Here is a 17,519-nt window from a genome sequence, read left to right on the forward strand (position 1 = left end):
CTCTTATTCGCCGATGTTCAGGCGGCTGTGGACCGCCGAGATCGCCGCCGCCATGTCTTCTCCGTTGATCTCGCTGAGCTGCTCGACACCAAGGTTCTCGAAATCCAGGGACCGGGCCAACCGCATGTCCCGGTTCTGCTCGCCGGCCTCCACCAGCTGTCGGGCATAGCGGCCGTTGCCGGCGATGTCCAGCGCCGGCTTGCCGTTGAGAGTCCGCTGACTGAGCAGCGACGCCGCCTCGTGCACCCGCTTGGCCGCCTCTTCGTCGAGCTGTGAATCATTGGCCTTGGCAATGACTTTGGTGATGTCGACGATGTCGTCGGGCGCGTACGAGTCGAACTCGATGCGGGTCGCGAAACGCGAGCGCAAACCGTCGTTGGTTTCCAGCAGCCGGTCGATGTCGTTGCTGTAACCGGCGATGATGACCACCAGCCGGTCGCGGTCGTTCTCCATCCGGGCCAGCAAGGTGTCCAGCGCCTCGGTGCCGAACGGGTCCGCCCGGCCGTCGCGCTCCTGCACCAGGGTGTAGGCCTCGTCGATGAACAGCACGCCGCCCAGCGCGCGGTCGATGGTCTTCGCAGTCTTGACCGCCGATTGGCCTTCGTACTCGGCGACGAAATCCTTGCGTGAGGTCTCGATCAGCTTGGGCTCCGCGATCACCCCGAGACCGGCCAGGATGTTGGCCACCACTCGCGCGATCGTCGTCTTACCGGTACCGGGCGGTCCGGCGAAGATCATGTGCTTGGAGGTCTGGGCCACCTTCATGCCGCGCGCGGCACGGATCCTGGCCATCTGGGTGGCTGCCCGGTAAGCCTCGATCTGTTCCTTCACCCGGCCCAGGCCGATCTGTCGGTCCAGTTCGGCCTGCGCCTCGGTCAGCAGCTTGTCCCGGGCCGACGTGTCGGCCACCACGCTGGAGGGATCCCAGGGGTCGGTGCGGGCCGCGATCTTCTCGGCGGTCGTGGTTTCCAGCCGGTAGGCCGGATCACGCAGGGCCGCAGTGACTTTGGGTTCAGGGAAGTTGGCCTGAAGCCATTCCAGCAGAACTTGGGCCGAGTCTTCGTTCCCCTGGTTGCGCCGGGCCATGGCGAGGTACCAGGCAATCGCCGGTGCACAGGCCTGACCGGCCGGGGTGTCGTTGGCCTCGGTGAGCCGACGGTCGGCCTCGGTGAACAGTCCGAGGTTGGCCGCCGCCACGCCGTGGGCCACGCCCGCCGCGGCGGCCAGGAACTTGTCCGGCCACTGGTCAGCACCGCGCACCTGGTCGATCACGTCGGTCCAGCGTTGTGCCGCACCGTAGATCACCGCTTTCACCCACGCCACCAGGTGTTCGGACCCGCCGGCCGGAGCATCCTCAAGGGCCTCCATCGCGTCGGCGTAATTGCCCTCGTTGGCCTCCTGGACGGCGAAGCCCAGGGTGATCGCCAACGGCGAGTTGATCGGGTAGGAGATGTCCCTGCCGTAGATGCCGCCGATCGGGATGCGGGCCCCGACACCGTTCATCGAGATCTCGGCCGCGCCGGCCAGCTGGCCGAAGTTCGAGCGCGAATACCAGGCCCGGAACAGCGTCACCCGGTCGGTGTCACCACAGCGGATCCGCCCCACCCACGCATCACACGCAGACTCGTCGTAACCGGTGATCTCGGTGAACATTTCGAGTGAGCGGGCCGGAGAGCTGCTCAGCATCCCGACTGCGGTGCCGAACATCCCAGCGAGATGGTCAACCATGATCGCCTCCATAACGGGTCGAAAAGACCTGGGCCCGAGCATCATCGGCTTGCTCCGGGGTGGGCAGATTCAGGTCACGGGTCAGAAAGTCGCGGGTCGCCGCGTCGTCGTGGCCATGCTCACGCATTCCCGCGAGCATGAACGAGTACTGGGCGGACTTGGCTTGTTGGGCAGCCAGGCCCGCGATGAGCAGGATCTCCTCGGCGAGATCCCGCTCGGTCAAATCGGTGATCTTCGGGGCCAGCTCGATCTGATGCACCCGGCCATCCATGAACGCCGTCACCGTGACGGTTTCCGGTGGATTGGTGACGGTGAACAACGGAAGGGCCAGCTCTTCCTCGTGGTCGCGGTCGACGAACCCGAGCCCGGACACCGTGCCGTCGGAGACGTCGCCGTCGGACGCGTCATCGGAAACAGTGCCGTCAGATATGTCGAAGTCGTCATAGGTGCCGAGCGCGTCCAATCCCAACGCATTCGAATCGTCGTCGGAGTAGTCGAAATCCAGCGCCGAGAGCGAGTCGTAGTCGTCCTCGTCGTCCGGATGATGTGGCGGAAAGTCACCCACCTTGGCGGCCCTTTCAGTGCAGGTAGGAACTATCCGACTCAGACTTGTCGAACCACGAACCCGACGGCAGCAACTCGACCAACCCATCCAGGGCCCGCTGCAGGTTGTCGCGGGTGCCGGTCAGGAAGCTGCCGTAGAGCTCGCCGTTGACCCGGCGCGGGATCGACACGATGCGCCCCTGCTTGGAGTCGAGGACACCGGCGGCCACGTCGATCTGGGAGATGGTGCCGCCCGGATTGCGCTCGGAGGCAATGAGTTCCACCCAGCTATCGGGCTCCGAGATGATGTTCGCGTACACCCGGGCCGACGTCGGGGGGATCCCGTACCCGGTGAGCTCGTCGGCCGTGCGGCACTTGGCCAGGGTGTCGGCGACACCGGTCAACGGTTCGACATTGGCCGGTGCGCCCTCGCCGAGCACGGTCGTGACCATGCCGGCCAGACCGACCTGCGCAGCCACCCGCTGGAACACCAGGATGTCGTTGTCACGGGCGACGACCACGTGGCGACCGCCCTTGCGGCACACCACGAAGCGGATCATCTTCCCGCCCACGTCACGACGCCACCAACGACCCTCCAACGTCCGGTCGGGCCGGCTGAGGGTGTCGAGCATGGCGGCCACCTCGGGATGAGGGTTGCCGTAGACGTCCAGCACGCCCTGGGCCGTGAGGTCACGGGTCACCTGTTCCCACACGATCTGGCGCAGATCGGGCTGGGGAATGTTCAACCGGATACCCATCGAGACCGGAAAATCGGTGAGGCCGAGCTTGTCGGCGACCACCAGAACACCGTCGATGGTCAATTCGACCCCGACGACGTCGTCGATGGCCTGCGTGTTCGCGTCCGCGCTGAAGGAAGAAGTCATCTGTCGCCCCGCCCTATCGAACTGTCCCGTGCAGGGCGTCGCCCATGGTCGAATCTGTCCGGTCGTATCCGCTCGCCGCACGGGTGAGCTTGTCCCCGAGGTCCTGCGATACCCGAGCCATCCCATTGCCGGCGGCGCGGCGCGCGTTCAACGCGGCTTCCACCGCCGCGGCCGTCGACGCCGAAATCGGTCCGTGCGTCACGCGCACCGAGGTGTCGACACCGTCGACCGCCCCGGTGGCCAGCGCCAGGCTGGAAGCAGCCTCGCCTTGTCTGGCCGACAACTCTTGCAAATGAGCGGTGGCAACCCGCAAATCACCCGACATGAAATCCCCTCGATCCCTGTACCTGGATTCTCACCGCTCGATCACGGCCGCAGATCCGGGTACACCGCGGTCTAATGTAGCCGCCGCCGCGACATGCAGCGGGCCCTGCTCGAAATCCATCCCGACATGCACCGGAGCCGGTCCGGCCGCACTGCCGCCGGCCGCCACGGCCTCGAGGTCGGGAGGCAGGGTCTTGGCGGCCTCGCGATCCGGACCGGCGCCCATCGGATCGGTGGGTCCATCCAAAGAAACCGCAGGCGGCGGGCCCTCGACCTGGCCCTCGTCGGCCTTCTCGTCCTCGGCCTCGCCGTCCTCGCCGTCCTTCTCGTCCTTTTCGTCGCCGTCCTTCTCGTCCTTGTCGTCCTCGCCGTCGCGGTCTTCGTCCTCGTCGGGCCGGCCGTCTCCGTCGACATCCGCAGACTCGTCGGCCAGATCTCCCGACGCCTGGTCGAGTTGCGCGGCCTCGGTGCCGGCGCCCATGGCCGGTCCGGCCACCTGGCCGGCCATCTGCGCGGCCTGGTTCGCGGCCTGAGTGGCGGCTTGCGCCGCCTGCCCGGCGGCCTGCGTGACCCCGCTCAGCATTCCGCTGAGTGGGCTCATCATCGAGCCCAGGAGTGTGCCCATCGCGCCGGCCGCGTCACCGGCCGCATCCGATGCCGGGGAACCGGCGCCCACGTTCGATGGCATGGAGTTCGACGGCATTGAGTTCGACGGGACCGAGGGCGGGGACGACGGGGCCCCACCACCGCTGCCCGACGGGGTCGCTCCGCCTCCGCCGTCCGACGGCGAGCCACCGCCGGATGGAACCCCCGGAACCCCGGCCGCCGGATCTTCCTGCGCACTGCCGACCGGCGGCTCGAACTCCGCGCCGGTGGGCGCCGCCCCGGCCGCCAGGGTCTGGTACTGCGCTGCCGCCGTCTGCAGAACCGCGGCGTTCTCGTTGATGTGGCCACGCAGGGTGTCCAGGTCGCTGTTCGACTCACCGACGGCCTTGGCCACCATGGCGATCTCGGCACCCATGCGGGCAGCCGGACCGAAGCCGGGAATGATGCCGGCGCTCGCGGTGAGCAGGCTCATCGACCCGAGCCAGTCGGAATGGCCGTCGAGACTGGCGCGGGCGACCGAAATCTGACCGGCCTCTTTGGTCAGCACCCCGGCCACCGTGTTGTCCAACTCGACCATCCGCTGCACCCGGCCCACCTGCTCGGTGTTGCGGGCCGTGTAGGCGGCGGCCCCACTGCTGTTCCAGCTTTCGTTCGGCCCGGCCGAGGCGAGCACCTGCCCGGCCGCGCCCATCTTGGCGGCTGCCTCGCCGAAACGTCCGCCGCCCTCCGGATCGCCGACCCCGGTGCTCTTTTTCATCGCCTCGATGGTCTGCTGACCGGCCGCCAGGATGGGTGACTGCGCAGCCCGGACCAGAAGCGAGCCGACGCGCGTTTCGAGAAAGTTGGCTGCCTTGTGGCCGAGTTCGACCACCTGGCCACCGAACTGGGCAACCTGCTCGAGTTGGACCCCCACGGTGTTGCGGACGATGAACTCTCCGGCCTTGACGGCCCGCTCGGTCCACTTCAGGTTGTTCTCGATCACGCCTTTGCCGTAATCGGCAATCTCGCCCAGCAGTCCCATTCCCCGTTTCCCCTTCGCCGCAACAGAGGTTACCAGCGCATCTGACCCGGTCAGCGCACCAATTTTGGACCACGACAGCGGCCGAGATGCCGTCGCCCTAACGTCATTTGTCGCAGTTGAGTCCCGGTTTTCCCAGTGCGGTTCACCATCGGCCACCCGGGCCGGCCGGGGCCGGGGGCCGTCTGACCGACAGGCCGTCGGCACCCGGTGAGGCACCGCCGTCAGCTACCTTCACATGTGATTGTGAACTTTGCCGCCGGAATTTGCTGGTGCGTTATTTCGTCCGGATTGTGGTCGGATCCTGCACCGCGGGCGGGTTGTGGTCGATACTTGAGCACTGTCAAAGTTCCCGTGTGTGAGTTCCGGAGGAGATTCAGGCGTGTCCGACCCCGACGACACCTTGCGTAGAGAGCTCGGCTGGACGGGTCCGGAGGAATCCCACTTCGAGCCCGACACCCGACCGACCCGGCGTCAGCCACCGGAGCCGCCGCCGATCCCCGGACGCCCCCCGGTGGATTTCACTCCGTCGAAAGCACCCGGAAACACCGAGTACGACGACCACCCGCAGGGCGCGCCGACCGACCCGGACGCCGAACGGGCCCGCAGCACGTTCCGCGAGGGTCCGCCGGCCCAGCCGTCCCCGCCACAACAGTCGCCGCCGCAACAACCGTCCCCGCCGCAGCAGATGCCACCGCCGCCCCCACCGCCGATGCCACCTCAGCCTCCGCACGACCCTCGCCAGGTACCGCGGCCCGATGCCTGGGAGCAGCACCCGCCTGGTTGGCAGCTTCCGTCCCAGCGTCCTCCCGGCCCCGGCGGGCCGGGCGGCCCGCCGCACCAGCCTTACGGCCCACCGCCGGGCCAGCCCTGGCCGGGTGACGGCGGGTTCGCGCCGGAGCAGGGCGGGATGCCCGAGGCGCCGCCGATGCCGCCGGGCTCGTACGCCGATCGAATCCGGGTCAACGACCTGGTGCCGCCCAAGCGGCAACCGCCGGGCAGTGGTTGGCGGCTGTTCGTGTACCGGGCCTCCTTCGGTCTGGTCAACCTCGGCCCGTCGGCCGGCGACATCCGGCAAGCCGAGCTCGAGGCCAAGATCAAAGGGGCCCTGCGCGGCCACTACAAGGTAGGCGTGATGGGCAAGGGCGGGGTCGGTAAGACCACCGTCTCGGCCAGCGTCGGATCGATCTTCGCCCAGCTGCGCCAGGACGACCGGGTGGTGGCCATCGATGCCGACACGTCGTTCGGCAAGCTCGGGAGCCGCGTCGACCCCCAGGCCCAGAGTTCGTACTGGGAGCTGGCCAACGACAAGCACCTCGACTCCTTCGCCGATGTGCGCAGCCGGGTCGGCAACAACGCGGCCGGGCTGTTCGTGCTCGCCGGCGAGGGCACGCCGGCCCGCCGCCGGGTGCTCGATGCTGCGATCTACCGCGAGGCCACCACGCGACTGGACAGGCACTTCTCCATCTCGGTGGTGGACTGCAGCTCGACCATGGATTCACCGGTCACCCAGGAGGTTCTGCGCGACCTTGACGGGTTGATCGTGGTGTCCTCGCCGTGGGTCGACGGCGCCGCCACGGCCGGCCAGACCCTGGACTGGCTGGCCGCCCACGACATGACCGATCTGTTGCAGCGCACGGTCGTGGTGCTCAACGACTCCGATGGCCACGCCGACAAACGCACCCGGTCCATCCTGGCCGGACAGTTCTCGGGTCAGGGGCAACGCGTGATCGAAGTCCCGTTCGACGGGCACCTGCGTCCCGGTGGCGTGGTGGACCCGCGGGAGATGTCGACCGCGACGCGGCGTCGCTTCCTGGAGATCGCCGCGGCCCTGGCCGAGCACTTCCCCACGCAGGACGACCGGCGGGACCGGTAGCCGAAGCGATCAGCGCATGGCGCCGATCAACGCCTCCAGGGCATGCACCGCGGGCGCGTCGACCGGATACTCCGCCTCGGCGCGGGCCACCGTGTCCTCGGAAACACCTGCGGCCGTGGCGGTTTCACCGATGGTGAGGTTGGACTGGCGGCGCGCGGCGTACAACCGCTGCCCCAGCGTGGCGCCGGGCGCGGTGGCGGCCAGGGTGGTCAGCTCATCGATCTGGCGGCGTACCGCGCTGAGCGCCTTGATCAGCGCCGGGGTCACCATGCTGAGGCGGGCGGCGCGCGATGCCACCGCTTCCAGCTGGCGCAGATCAGCCAGTACCGAGGTGACCCGCGAGGTGAACTCGGGGTCGCCCACTGGCGGCAATGTGTCGATCGTGGACTCGAGGGTGTTCACCGCGGTCAGCACCGCCTGGGCGATCAGCGGCACCTCGTCGCTGGCCGGCGGCGTGGTCGTCAAAGGTACGGCGGGCGGCGCGGCGACGACGGTCGGTTGGTCGACGAACGCGGGAGCGGGCATCGCCGGGTCCGGCACCGGACCGCCCTGACGCAGCCGCGCGATGGTGCCGGGCGGCCAGCGCAGCACCTCTTCCAGCTTGAGCCTGGTGCGTTCGCGCGGCCAGCTGCGGCCCTTTTCGAACGCGATCAGCGCGCCGGCGTTGATGATGCCCTCGGCGGCGAGGCTGCGCTGGCTGATGTCGAGTTCGCGGCGGCGGGCGGCTGCGGCTGCGCCTGCGCGGATAAGTCCGACATCGAACTCACCAGTGGCGAGATCGTACTCAGCGTCGGTCATTCGGGGCTGTTCCTCGCCGATGTTCTCAGCCTCAGCCGAAGTGCTGAAGCGGTTGTCGGGACCCGTCAATCGTAACCCGCGACCGAAGCACCGCTACGCATTAGGTTTTTCGCAGATACAGCAAACAACTCCGATGCTACGGCTTCGTCTGGGACGTAACCGTACTTGTGCTACGGGTACATGTTGGTACCCGGAGGGCCTCCTGACGTGCAGCTTTAGATGCAAGTTGCCTTTACCCAGGTTGCACACCGTGATCACCGTTGCAGGTTTCCGTAGCGGCGCCACGCTTCGGTTTCGACCAAACTGTTGCATCGCTACGGTTCTTGCTATAGCGTTCCTCCCAACGCGGTACACACCGCAACAGAACGCCCTAACAGGAGCAGCAGCATGAACGCACTGATGTCCAACGGCATCCCGCTCGGCGTGTGCACCAGCGATCCGGAGCGGTGGACCTCCACCCCGGACGACCAGGCCAAGGTCATCTGCCGGGAATGCCCGCGGCGGTGGCTGTGCGCCCGGGAAGCCTGCGAATTGCCCCGCGCCGAGGGCCTGTGGGCCGGGATCATGGTTCCCGAGGCCGGCCGTGGCCGCAGCTTCGCGCTCAAGCAACTGCGATCGCTGGCCGAGCGCAACGGCTACCCGGTCCGCAAGCTGCGCCTGGTGTTCCCCGACGCGGCCTGACTCTTGATCACCCGGCCCTTGCGCTGCCGATTCGAGGGGACGGCAGGGCAAGGGCAGGTTTCCACTGGGGGAGGAATAGGGGCCCGGGGTATCTCGTTACACCCGCAGACGGTGCCGGGCATTGCCCCGGGCCCCACACCAGAACCGTCGCTTCGAGCGACCACGCGCCGCGAGGCGCAGTGACGGCACCGTCCCCTCTTTTCAGCTAGCGCTCGAGCGTGGCGGCCACCGCGTCGAGCAGCGTGTCCACCTGATCCTCGTCATAGCCGCGCTGGAACAACGGTGGCTTCGGAAACGCGATGTGGCGGACGTCGTCGGCCCCGAGATGCCCGCGCCCGTCGAGGCGGCGGGCGACGAGGGCAAGAAAATCGTCCACCGACTTCTTGTCATAGCCCCGCTTACCCAGTGGCGGTTTCGAAAACTCCGTGCTGCGAACGTCTTCGGCAGTCAATCCCCCGGTCATGCGGTCATGCTAACCGCCGGTGACCATCCCCAACCGCGGTTACCGTGAGGTTCATGAGCAATACCGACACGGCGCCCACAGAAGTCACCTGCGTCAACTCGGGCTACACCGGTGTCCTGCACCCACGTGAGGTGCCGCTGGGCGGCCCGCGCGCGATCCTGGTGCGGCGCACCCTCCCGCAACGCGACCGGTCCATGATCGGGGCCTGGTGTTTCGCCGACCACTACGGCCCGCACGATGTCCGATCCGGCCGGGGCATGGATGTCCCGCCCCATCCGCACACCGGGTTGCAAACGGTGAGTTGGCTTTTCGACGGGTTGATCGAGCACCGCGACAGCGCCGGGGTACACGCGTTCGTCCGTCCCGGCGAGCTCAACCTGATGACGGCAGGCGCCGGGATCTGCCACTCCGAGGTATCCGTCGAGCCCACCACGATCCTGCACGGCGTACAGCTGTGGGTGGCCCTGCCCGACGCCGCCCGGGACACCGACCGCGACTTCGCGCACTACACACCGCCGCCGCGCACTGTCGACGGCGCCACGATCCGGGTGTTCCTCGGCGAGTTGGAGCCGGCCCGGTCCCCCGTCCAGACCTTCACGCCGCTGTTGGGCGCCCAGGTCGACCTCGACCCTGGCGCGGTGCTGACGCTGGACGTGGACCCGAAGTTCGAACACGGCGTGCTGCTCGACCAGGGCGCGATCGAGGTCGCGGGCAACACACTGGAGATCGCCGAACTGGCCTACCAGCGTCCCGGCTGCGCCCAGCTGGAACTCGCCAACCGCGGCGAAGATCCGGCGCGGGCGATCCTGTTGGGCGGTCCACCGTTTCCCGAGGAGCTGGTGATGTGGTGGAACTTCGTCGGTCGCAGCCACGACGACATCGCGACCTACCGCGCGTTGTGGCAGGCCAACGACGCCCGGTTCGGTGACGTGCACGGCTATGCCGGTAAGACGGCTCGACTGCCGGCGCCGCCCCTGCCCAATGGACGGCTCAAGCCCAGGCCGCGGCCATCGGGTTAGGCGTCGAGATATTGCGCCGTGTTGCCGCCCACCGGCATCTCGGGCAGCCCGAGCTTGCGGTGGTCCCAGCTGCGCAGCCGCGTCGGCACCACGCGCACGGCGATCCGGTTGTTCATCATCTGGTCGACGAACGGCCGCATCTCGTCGGTGTAGGGGCCGGTGTAGCGCTCCCACACGCTGATGCCCACGCGCAGAAGCGTTTCCGGGTCGTCGATGATCTCGGCGGTCCCGTCGATGGACACCCCGCGCAAGGTGTCATAGGTGTCGCCGTCCTCGATCATCACCGTGATGGTCGGGTCACGACGCACGTTGACCGCCTTCTGCGACTTGGCCTTGGTCTCGAACCAGATCTCGCCGTCGAGCACCGCGTACCACATGGCGACCAGGTGCGGGCGGCCGTTGGGCAGCACCGTGGCCATCGTCGCGGTCCGGCTGTGTTCGATGAATTCGCCGATCTCGTCGTCGCTCATGACGATCTTCGCGCGCTCGTTCTTGCCCACCTGTCACCTCTCTGCTCACTTCAGCTCACCATAACCACGCGGGTTCAGGCGCTCGCGACCGCTTCAGAGCACGCCGAATTGCGAGGTCACCCAGCGCACCGGATCCACACACCGGAACGGAGCGATTCCCCTGGCGTGCACGCGGTTTCCGTTGGGCGCATGCCCCAGCGCCGACACCGCGAAGTACCGTCCGTCCAGCCGGGCGCCGCTGGACGGGTTCTCCACCGCGGCCACGATCGAGCCGCCGTGCAGACGGACCAGCAGGCTGCGGACCTCCTGGTCGAGGAGTTGACCGTCGACGTCGTCGTAGAGCTTGCCGTCGGAGGTGTCTCGCAGGAACGCCGCACCGCCGTTGGACATGACCAGTGCCCATTCCGAGCCCTGCACGTCCCGCAGCGCCCGCAACACGTCGAACTTGGACAGGATCACCGCCAGCTTGGGCCGGCCGGGATGCACCGCCAGCAGCAGGTTGCCCAGCACCGAGCGCGGTTCCCCACCGCTGAACGGCTGCGGTGGCAACAGGTCCTGCAGTTGATCGCGGATGGCCTTGACACGCAACGGATCGAACATGAAGAACACCGCGTCGGCGTGGCCGAAGAACTGGAAGGGCGGTGCGCGTAGGTCACCGTTCTCCAGATCCTCACCGGCGACATCGCGCAGCACCAGGAAGCGCCGCACCCCGTGCCAGACACCGATCGAGAACACCAGCGGCTCACGCTGATTCGGCGCCTGGGTGTGCACCGTCGGGGTGGGTGGTAACAGGCCGCGCTGGACATACAGCGGGCCTTCGTAATTGGTGGCGTAGTTCTGCGCGGTGGCGCGGGTGACCGGTTCCAGGACCACCCCGAAGCGTTCGCACAACAATTCCAGCTGTTTGATCAGCACCGCGATGTAGAGGCTCTTGCCCGTCGCCCGGGCGCCGGCCAACGCGATGCAGATCGCGTGGCCTTCGCGGAAGCCGTCGGGCAGCGTGAAGTGGCAGACCGGGCAGATCTCCACCGCGGCACCCTGCAGCGCACGGCTGGCCTCGGACACCGGTGGCGGCGGGCCCTGATAGCCGGGAGACCGCGTCCAGGTGTACAGCGGGCCGCAATCGGCCGGAGCACCCACATAGGCCGAGGCGACGTCGTCGCGATAGCGGGTGCCCCCGGCCTGGGCGGGCAGCGTCCACAGGTGGTTGTTGGGACTCAGCGCGGTGAAGCACCGTGGGCATTTGCTCATGTCAGCCCCGGCTCCCCCGCAGTCGCTCCACCAGTGACGGCTGCTCGCCCCGTCGCGTCATCAGCCTGTTCACCATTTTGCGGTACGCGCGCATCGTCCCCTCGGAGTAGTCACCCGACATCTGCGCCATCAACATCACCACGGATTCCGCGTCGACGCCCGCCATGGTGGCCGCCACCTGGCCGGCCAGCACGCCGGCCAGCTGATCCATCGGCTCTGGCACGTATGCGCCGGCCTCCGACCGCAGCAGGCTGATCGCCACCACCGGCACCGGCGCCAGCTGGTCACCGTCGACCAGGGGCAGGACCCGCTGGACCGCTTGGGTGCGGTACTCGGATTCTGCCGCCAATACCTGGCAGGCCAGCGGGTACGGCTGCCCGGTGAGCATGCCCAGCAGTGCGAAACTCAAGAGCCGCACCGCGAAATCGGGGTGTACACCCTCTGGTTCCAGGCCGGCCAGCGCCTGATCCCAGAGCGGCACATAGGAACTCTGATGTGTGTGCAGATAATGCCGGTACAGCCAATCGTTCGGCTCGATGTGCCGCACCGCCGCGCAGGCCACCGTCGCGCTGTCGCCGTTGTCGTCGATCACCTTGCCGGCCAACTGCCGCAAGGCGGCCGAGTCGGCCGCGCCCACCAGGGTGCGCAGGGCGGCCGGCCCAGGCAGTGGCTCGGCACCGACGGCGAGCAGCAGGTCCGACGGGTTCCAGACCGTGGCGGCCGCGGCGGCTTCGAAGTGTGCCGGCTCGGTCGTGCGCAACCACCACAGCTGTGCCCCGGGATCACCGGGGTCCAGCGCGCCGCGCCGACGTGACCGCAGGCCCCGCAGTGCCGCGCGGATCCACACCTGGTCCCAGGGTTGGGCGGATGCCAGTTCTGCGGGCTTGGGCACCGGGCCGGCCTCGGCCAACCAGTTCAGGATGTCGTCGTCGATCGTGGTGCCCTCGGCGTCGCCGTCCCGCAGCAAAAGCGCCCCGAGCGACAGTCGGTCGGCGGCGCCGATCAGGTCCCGCACGTGCGGTTCGGCCAGCCCAGGGAGCACGCCGTCCACCAATTCCGCCTGCAGCCGATCGTCGACCACGCCGGACCGCAGCAGCAGGTCCACCACCCTGAACAACCGGTCGACGCCCACCTCCCGGCTGCACTCCAGGGCCGGCCCGATGGCCACCCGCACCGCCGAAGGTGTTGGTTTCCCGTGAAACGTTCTCGGCCCCAAGGGGATTGGGCCGGTTTGGGTCATCCACGCGTCGTCGCCGATGGCGCGGACGATGTAGGTGGCGTCCGCGTAGGCCGCGCCGGCGCCGTCGGGCAACTCGTGCATCGCCCGCCAGGCGTCGGCCGTCGTCACCCCGACCGCACTCGCAAGCACGTCGGCGATGATGTGCGCCGCCTCAGATCCCACCACCGCACCCGCCGGCGAGTACGCGGCGATCACCTCGTGCGCCTCCACCTGCGCGTCGGCGAACTCCGGGCGCCCGGCCACCGCCATCGCCATCGGCCAGGCCGGATGCAGACCGTCGTCGCGCACCTGGGACGACAACGTGTCGATGTCGTCGAGCACCCGCCGCGCCGAGACGGCGTCGAGCAACACCACCTGCGCCATCACCGACCACCGGGTGACCGTGATGCGGTGCCCGCGCGCCGTGCAATGCGGATCACCGTCGAGCTCGCCCAACGAGATGTTCTCCGACTCGCTGATCAGCACCATGCCCGGTTCCACCGCGCCGAGATCGTCCACCGGCACCGCGGTGAGGACCTGCCCGTGGTGCGGCCCGATCTGATCAGCCCGATCGAACGTGGAGAAACTCAGCGACGCTGCGGTGCCCGGCGACATGAAGAAACTGACCAGACCGATCCACTGCGCAGCGGCATCCGGTGACTGCACGCCCAGCACCACCGGCGGGCCGCCGGCCATCGCCGCGGCCACCGCGTCGAGCAGGGCGAACAACGTCGCCAGCCGCCAGGTGCCGGGGTCCAGCGCGAAGGCCACCACGCTGTCCCTGGTCACCGCCGCACCCGGCGGCGGAAATTCCGCGGGCAGTTCGGCCCGGGCCACCGCGGCCGCTCCGTACGGCCGCAGCCAACCCGGCGACCGCCACCATTGGATCGCCCGGTGCCGCGGGTGAGTGTCGGGCGCGCGGTCCAACAGCACGTGTGCGAAGACGTTGCCCGGCCGTCCCGTCGAGTCCGACCCGGCCGGGAAGGTGTGCCAGTACGCGGCGCCGTCAGCGAGGCGGCGATAGGCCAGCCGGCGCGGCCCGTGCTCGAGTTGTTCGGGGGTGGGAAAATCCGGTGCGGCGTCCACCGGTCGGAACACCGTGTACACCCCGGTGATCAGGGCCTGCGTCTCGGCCGGCGTCAGAGCGCCGCCGGTCTCTTTGATCTGCCAGCCGCCTGTCGTGCCGACGGCGTCGAACGAGGTGTAGGTGAGCTGGCCGTAGCGCGATGTCATAACACCGTCGCGGTGAGCTGCAGGGTCTGCACCGGCGGGTCCAGCAGGGCGAGGGTACGGAGTTGCGCCGGGTCCGGGATGTCGAGGAACAGCCTGATCCAGCCGTGCAGGCCGCTGACGTTGGCCGCCCACAGCTCGCCACTGCCCGAGGTGGTCAGCGCGCTCCAACGCAGTCTCTTGGAGGGTTGGTCGGCCAGCTGTCCCTGCGCGTCCAGCGGGGCCACGTCGACCGGCTGGCCGTCGTGCACGCTCAACGGCATCCGCTGCGGGTTGTTGACCAACACGAACGACGGCGATCCCGGGACGTCATACTCCGACCGCACCGCCACGGTGGCGGTGGTGGGATAGCCGGTCTGATCGCGGCCGATGCGAACCGCGTACTGCAGACGCAGCATGCCCGGATATTCGATGCTGGCCACCGGCCCGGTGACCCGGCGGCCACCGGAAAACGCCACCGGCGCCAGGTGCAGCGAGCAGCCGGCCACCGGGAGCGCGCCCGTCAGGTGCATACCGCCGTACTTCTCGTAGTCCTCCAACGAGATCTCGAACGACCTGCCGGTCAGGCCTGCGCGGGGATCGTGGTCCTTGGGACCCAGCGTCACCACCACGCCCGCCGCGCCGTCCGGCCAATCGAAGGTGAGCACCTGCTTGTTGCAGTACTCGGCGAGCTCGATGTCGCGGATGATGCCGGTCCGTACCGCCGAGACGGTGCGGCCCAGCACCGCCCGCCCGGCCAGGACCGTGACCGGGGTGACGTAGGCCCGGCTCCACCCTTCCGGCCACGGCACACCCGACATCAACGTGCGGCGGCTGCCGTCGGGTTGGGTCTGATCGACGACCGGCTGGTGCAGGCGCAGTTCCGGGGTCAAGCCGACTTGTTCGAGCGCATTCTCCGGCAGTTCGGTGGAGACATTGCCGGCGCTCGGCCCACCCTGGCTGAGGTAGACGGCGACCTCGGCGCCCGGCGCCGTCCACGACACGTCGAACGATGCGCCGTCGAAGCTTGAGTCGACCGAGATGTCGGTGACCGCGGCGAGTACCGCCGACACGTCGACGTCGACATCGTCGGGCTCGGACAACACCAGGTCCCCGTCGGCCTGGGCGGCACAACGCACCCGGTAGCGGTACCGCCGGCCCCGCACCGCGCCGGTGTCGACGAATCCCTCGCGGTTGTCCTTGTCGGCCAGGATCCGGTAGCGCGCCTCGTCGGCACCGTCTACCTCGTCCACCGGTATCCGGTACACGTGCACGACCCCGGCCGGCGGTGCTGCCCACTGGCCGATGACCAGGCCCGTGTCCTCACGGATCGCCACGTCGCGAAGCGGGGCCACCAGTACGCCGGCGGCATGCAGCACCGGGCGGGTGCTCAGGGCGTCCGAGCGCGACGCGCCGGTGATCACCCACACCTGGTAGTAGCGGATGGGTCCGGTCAGCGGCCGGTCGTCACTGGCCGCCGACAACGGGGTGGCGGCGACCAGATCGGCGTTCTCCGGTGACCGCGGCGCCCGGTCCTCGGCGCTGACCACCCGGTAGAGCACCACTCCGCCATTGGCCTCATAGTCCGGCCAGCTCAATTCGATGGCATCGGGCCGGGTTTCTCCCCGGCGGAACGCGATGGCGTGCACGGCCCCGGGCTGCGCCTGGGCGGGCGTCTGGCTGTCCGGCTGCGTGTCCGACCGGTCGTCCGCGGGGTGATCGGCACGGTGGTTTGGGGCCGGGTGGTTTGGGGCCGGGTGGTTTGGGGCCGGGGATTGCAGCCCGGCCAGCACCCGGGCCATCTCCTCGGCATGCTCGGCCACCGAACCGGGCAGCATCTCGCGGATCTGTTCGACGTCGGTGCGTCCGGACCTGAGCACCAGCCGCAGATGTGCCTCTTTGAAGCTACGGGCCGCGACCGCGCCCGAGTCGACCAGCTGTTGACGCCAGGCCAGCAACGGCGCCAGCCGTGGATCCGCGTCGTCGGAATCGTCGACGGGATACAGATCGGGCATCAGAACACCAAATCCCCGCCGGGCGGCCGTCGTGATCGCACCGGCAGCTCGAACAGCGCGAACTCCTGAGGTGTCAGGCCTTCAGCGGCCTGCACAGCAGAAACGCTACCGCAGGCGCGCCCGGCTCACTGCCACATGGTGCGCTGCTGCATTCGGGAAGCCGCGGCGCGCTCCACCGGTTGTTCACGGGTATGGCAGCACCCGAACTGATGCCCGCGGCGTTCATCGGTCACGGCAGCCCGATGAACGCGCTCGAGTCCAACCGTTTCACCGCGGCGTGGCGCGAGTTCGGCCGGGCGGTGCCGCGTCCACGGGCGATCCTGGTGATCAGTGCGCACTGGTACATCAACGCCGCCGCGGTCACCGCGATGGCGCGGCCACGCACCATTCACGATTTCTACGGTTTCCCGCAGGAGCTGTTCGACGTCGAATATCCGGCACCGGGCCGGCCCGGGTTGGTCGACGAGATCGCCGACCTGGTGCGCCCGACGTGGGTCTGGGCCGACGTGGACAGCTGGGGCATCGACCACGGCACCTGGTCGGTATTGGTGCATGCGTTTCCCCACGCGTCCATACCCGTCGTGCAACTCGCGATCAACGCCAACGAGCCGGCCGAGTACCACCTGCAGCTCGGCGCGACGCTCGCCCCGCTGCGCGAGCGCGGCGTGCTGGTGGTGGGCAGCGGCAACATCGTGCACAACCTGGCCGGGATGGACCCCGGACTGCCGGAGGACGGGTTTGCCTGGGCCAGACGCTTCGACGACGCCGCCTGCGAGCATCTCACCCACTCCCCCGCCGAGGTGCTCTCCCTCGGCGGGCATCCGGACTATGCGGCGGCCGTCCCCACCCCGGATCACTTCATCCCGATGCTCTACTTCGCCGGGCTCGCCGGTGCGGCCGCCGGATCGGTTGAGCCTTTGGTCACCGGCTACACCTACGGGTCGCTGTCGATGACGTCCTATCGGCTCTCCTGATCCGCCGATAGCTCGCTTGCTGGTCGCAATCGGACCTCACCGCTTCCGGCAGGCGCGGCCCCGCCGGCGCGGCCGTTACGCAATATTGCCTGTAGCGTCAAAATTGTTGGTCCCCAGCGGGATTCGAGAGCAAAGCGACGGGCGGGTGACCAGCCGCGGCTGGGCTGCAGATTCAACGCGACAGTTCGCCATGGCGAATATGCCACGGATCGTCGACGCCGCTCCCTGGCAATCGTGCGTCAATCACCGTACTGCGTCACTGCCGCACATTCCTTCGTGCGCCGAATTCACCTCAGCGCGCAATGATGGCAAACGAACCGCCTGCCGCGCCACCGGCCGTCCCGTTGTTCACGACCGACAAGTTGAGGGCCGTTGGTTTTCTACCGTCCGCCCGCCGTGAGCTTGACGCATGCGATACGGCCTTCACCCGATGGCTGGGCG

The 17,519-nt window shown here is 68.5% G+C and carries 15 protein-coding genes; 4 read left to right on the forward strand and 11 right to left on the reverse strand.

The features are described from left to right. Positions 1-3: 3 nt before the first annotated feature. Genes eccA through A5740_RS17125 form a run of 5 tightly spaced genes read right to left on the reverse strand, consistent with a single transcriptional unit; the run spans position 4 to position 5,106 of the window. On the reverse strand, positions 4-1,728 hold the full coding sequence (gene eccA, locus A5740_RS17105) for a type VII secretion AAA-ATPase EccA (RefSeq protein WP_076196019.1): 1,725 nt from the start codon (positions 1,726-1,728) through the stop codon (positions 4-6). Then, complete coding sequence (locus A5740_RS17110) at positions 1,721-2,293, reverse strand: secretion protein EspD (protein ID WP_076195822.1); 573 nt, start codon at positions 2,291-2,293, stop codon at positions 1,721-1,723. The genes eccA and A5740_RS17110 overlap by 8 nt, the downstream gene beginning before the upstream one ends. A gap of 13 nt (positions 2,294-2,306) precedes the next feature. Next, entirely contained in the window at positions 2,307-3,155 is an 849-nt protein-coding gene (locus A5740_RS17115) for an ESX secretion-associated protein EspG (RefSeq protein ID WP_076195824.1), read from the reverse strand. 13 nt (positions 3,156-3,168) lie between these two features. Then, complete coding sequence (locus A5740_RS17120) at positions 3,169-3,480, reverse strand: ESX-1 secretion-associated protein (RefSeq protein ID WP_076195826.1); 312 nt, start codon at positions 3,478-3,480, stop codon at positions 3,169-3,171. A 30-nt stretch (positions 3,481-3,510) separates the two neighbouring features. Then, a complete protein-coding gene (locus tag A5740_RS17125) occupies positions 3,511-5,106 on the reverse strand; it encodes an EspA/EspE family type VII secretion system effector (protein ID WP_076195828.1) in 1,596 nt (531 codons plus the stop codon). Positions 5,107-5,485: 379 nt separating this feature from the next. On the opposite strand from A5740_RS17125, the gene A5740_RS17130 reads away from it, so the two are divergent. Further along, a complete protein-coding gene (locus tag A5740_RS17130; protein ID WP_076195830.1) occupies positions 5,486-6,979 on the forward strand; it encodes a MinD/ParA family protein in 1,494 nt (497 codons plus the stop codon). A gap of 9 nt (positions 6,980-6,988) precedes the next feature. Here A5740_RS17130 and A5740_RS17135 read toward each other — a convergent pair whose 3' ends face one another. Continuing rightward, positions 6,989-7,777 carry a helix-turn-helix domain-containing protein gene (locus A5740_RS17135; RefSeq protein ID WP_076196021.1) on the reverse strand — a complete coding sequence of 263 codons (789 nt, stop codon included), beginning with the start codon at positions 7,775-7,777 and terminating at the stop codon, positions 6,989-6,991. A gap of 387 nt (positions 7,778-8,164) precedes the next feature. Between A5740_RS17135 and A5740_RS17140 the strand changes: the two genes are divergently transcribed. Next, positions 8,165-8,458: a WhiB family transcriptional regulator gene (locus A5740_RS17140; protein WP_067774520.1), complete on the forward strand. Its 294-nt coding sequence runs from the start codon at positions 8,165-8,167 to the stop codon at positions 8,456-8,458. Positions 8,459-8,663: 205 nt separating this feature from the next. Here the strand turns inward: A5740_RS17140 and A5740_RS17145 are convergent, their stop codons facing one another. Next, positions 8,664-8,921, reverse strand: a complete 258-nt coding sequence (locus A5740_RS17145) for a DivIVA domain-containing protein (RefSeq protein WP_076195832.1) — start codon at positions 8,919-8,921, stop codon at positions 8,664-8,666. A 53-nt stretch (positions 8,922-8,974) separates the two neighbouring features. On the opposite strand from A5740_RS17145, the gene A5740_RS17150 reads away from it, so the two are divergent. Beyond that, complete coding sequence (locus A5740_RS17150; RefSeq protein ID WP_076195834.1) at positions 8,975-9,940, forward strand: pirin family protein; 966 nt, start codon at positions 8,975-8,977, stop codon at positions 9,938-9,940. On the opposite strand, the gene A5740_RS17155 is transcribed toward A5740_RS17150, so the two are convergent. The 4 genes from A5740_RS17155 to A5740_RS17170 form a co-directional block, all read right to left on the reverse strand. Next, positions 9,937-10,440 (reverse strand): pyridoxamine 5'-phosphate oxidase family protein, encoded by a 504-nt coding sequence (locus A5740_RS17155; RefSeq protein WP_076195836.1) that lies wholly within the window; start codon positions 10,438-10,440, stop codon positions 9,937-9,939. The genes A5740_RS17150 and A5740_RS17155 overlap by 4 nt on opposite strands. Positions 10,441-10,503: 63 nt before the next feature. Next, the gene (locus A5740_RS17160; protein ID WP_076195838.1) at positions 10,504-11,661 is read right to left on the reverse strand and encodes a hypothetical protein; all 1,158 of its coding nucleotides are present in this window, start codon (positions 11,659-11,661) and stop codon (positions 10,504-10,506) included. Position 11,662: 1 nt separating this feature from the next. After that, entirely contained in the window at positions 11,663-14,113 is a 2,451-nt protein-coding gene (locus A5740_RS17165) for a hypothetical protein (protein WP_076195840.1), read from the reverse strand. After that, positions 14,110-16,104 carry a hypothetical protein gene (locus A5740_RS17170; protein ID WP_076195843.1) on the reverse strand — a complete coding sequence of 665 codons (1,995 nt, stop codon included), beginning with the start codon at positions 16,102-16,104 and terminating at the stop codon, positions 14,110-14,112. Before A5740_RS17170 ends, A5740_RS17165 begins: the two co-directional genes overlap by 4 nt. A 209-nt stretch (positions 16,105-16,313) precedes the next feature. Between A5740_RS17170 and ygiD the strand changes: the two genes are divergently transcribed. Then, entirely contained in the window at positions 16,314-17,078 is a 765-nt protein-coding gene (gene ygiD / locus A5740_RS17175; protein ID WP_076196023.1) for a 4,5-DOPA dioxygenase extradiol, read from the forward strand. Positions 17,079-17,519 lie beyond the last annotated feature (441 nt).

This window comes from Mycobacterium sp. GA-1841 (assembly GCF_001954135.1).
GTDB lineage: Bacteria > Actinomycetota > Actinomycetes > Mycobacteriales > Mycobacteriaceae > Mycobacterium.

Coding starts and splice junctions, on each gene's coding strand:
- eccA (WP_076196019.1), bottom strand. CDS start 1,728: ATGGTTGACCATCTCGCTGGGATGTTCGGCACCGCAGTCGGGATGCTG.
- A5740_RS17115 (WP_076195824.1), bottom strand. CDS start 3,155: ATGACTTCTTCCTTCAGCGCGGACGCGAACACGCAGGCCATCGACGAC.
- A5740_RS17120 (WP_076195826.1), bottom strand. CDS start 3,480: ATGTCGGGTGATTTGCGGGTTGCCACCGCTCATTTGCAAGAGTTGTCG.
- A5740_RS17125 (WP_076195828.1), bottom strand. CDS start 5,106: ATGGGACTGCTGGGCGAGATTGCCGATTACGGCAAAGGCGTGATCGAG.
- A5740_RS17135 (WP_076196021.1), bottom strand. CDS start 7,777: ATGACCGACGCTGAGTACGATCTCGCCACTGGTGAGTTCGATGTCGGA.
- A5740_RS17140 (WP_067774520.1), top strand. CDS start 8,165: ATGAACGCACTGATGTCCAACGGCATCCCGCTCGGCGTGTGCACCAGC.
- A5740_RS17145 (WP_076195832.1), bottom strand. CDS start 8,921: ATGACCGGGGGATTGACTGCCGAAGACGTTCGCAGCACGGAGTTTTCG.
- A5740_RS17150 (WP_076195834.1), top strand. CDS start 8,975: ATGAGCAATACCGACACGGCGCCCACAGAAGTCACCTGCGTCAACTCG.
- A5740_RS17160 (WP_076195838.1), bottom strand. CDS start 11,661: ATGAGCAAATGCCCACGGTGCTTCACCGCGCTGAGTCCCAACAACCAC.
- A5740_RS17165 (WP_076195840.1), bottom strand. CDS start 14,113: ATGACATCGCGCTACGGCCAGCTCACCTACACCTCGTTCGACGCCGTC.
- A5740_RS17170 (WP_076195843.1), bottom strand. CDS start 16,104: ATGCCCGATCTGTATCCCGTCGACGATTCCGACGACGCGGATCCACGG.
- ygiD (WP_076196023.1), top strand. CDS start 16,314: ATGCCCGCGGCGTTCATCGGTCACGGCAGCCCGATGAACGCGCTCGAG.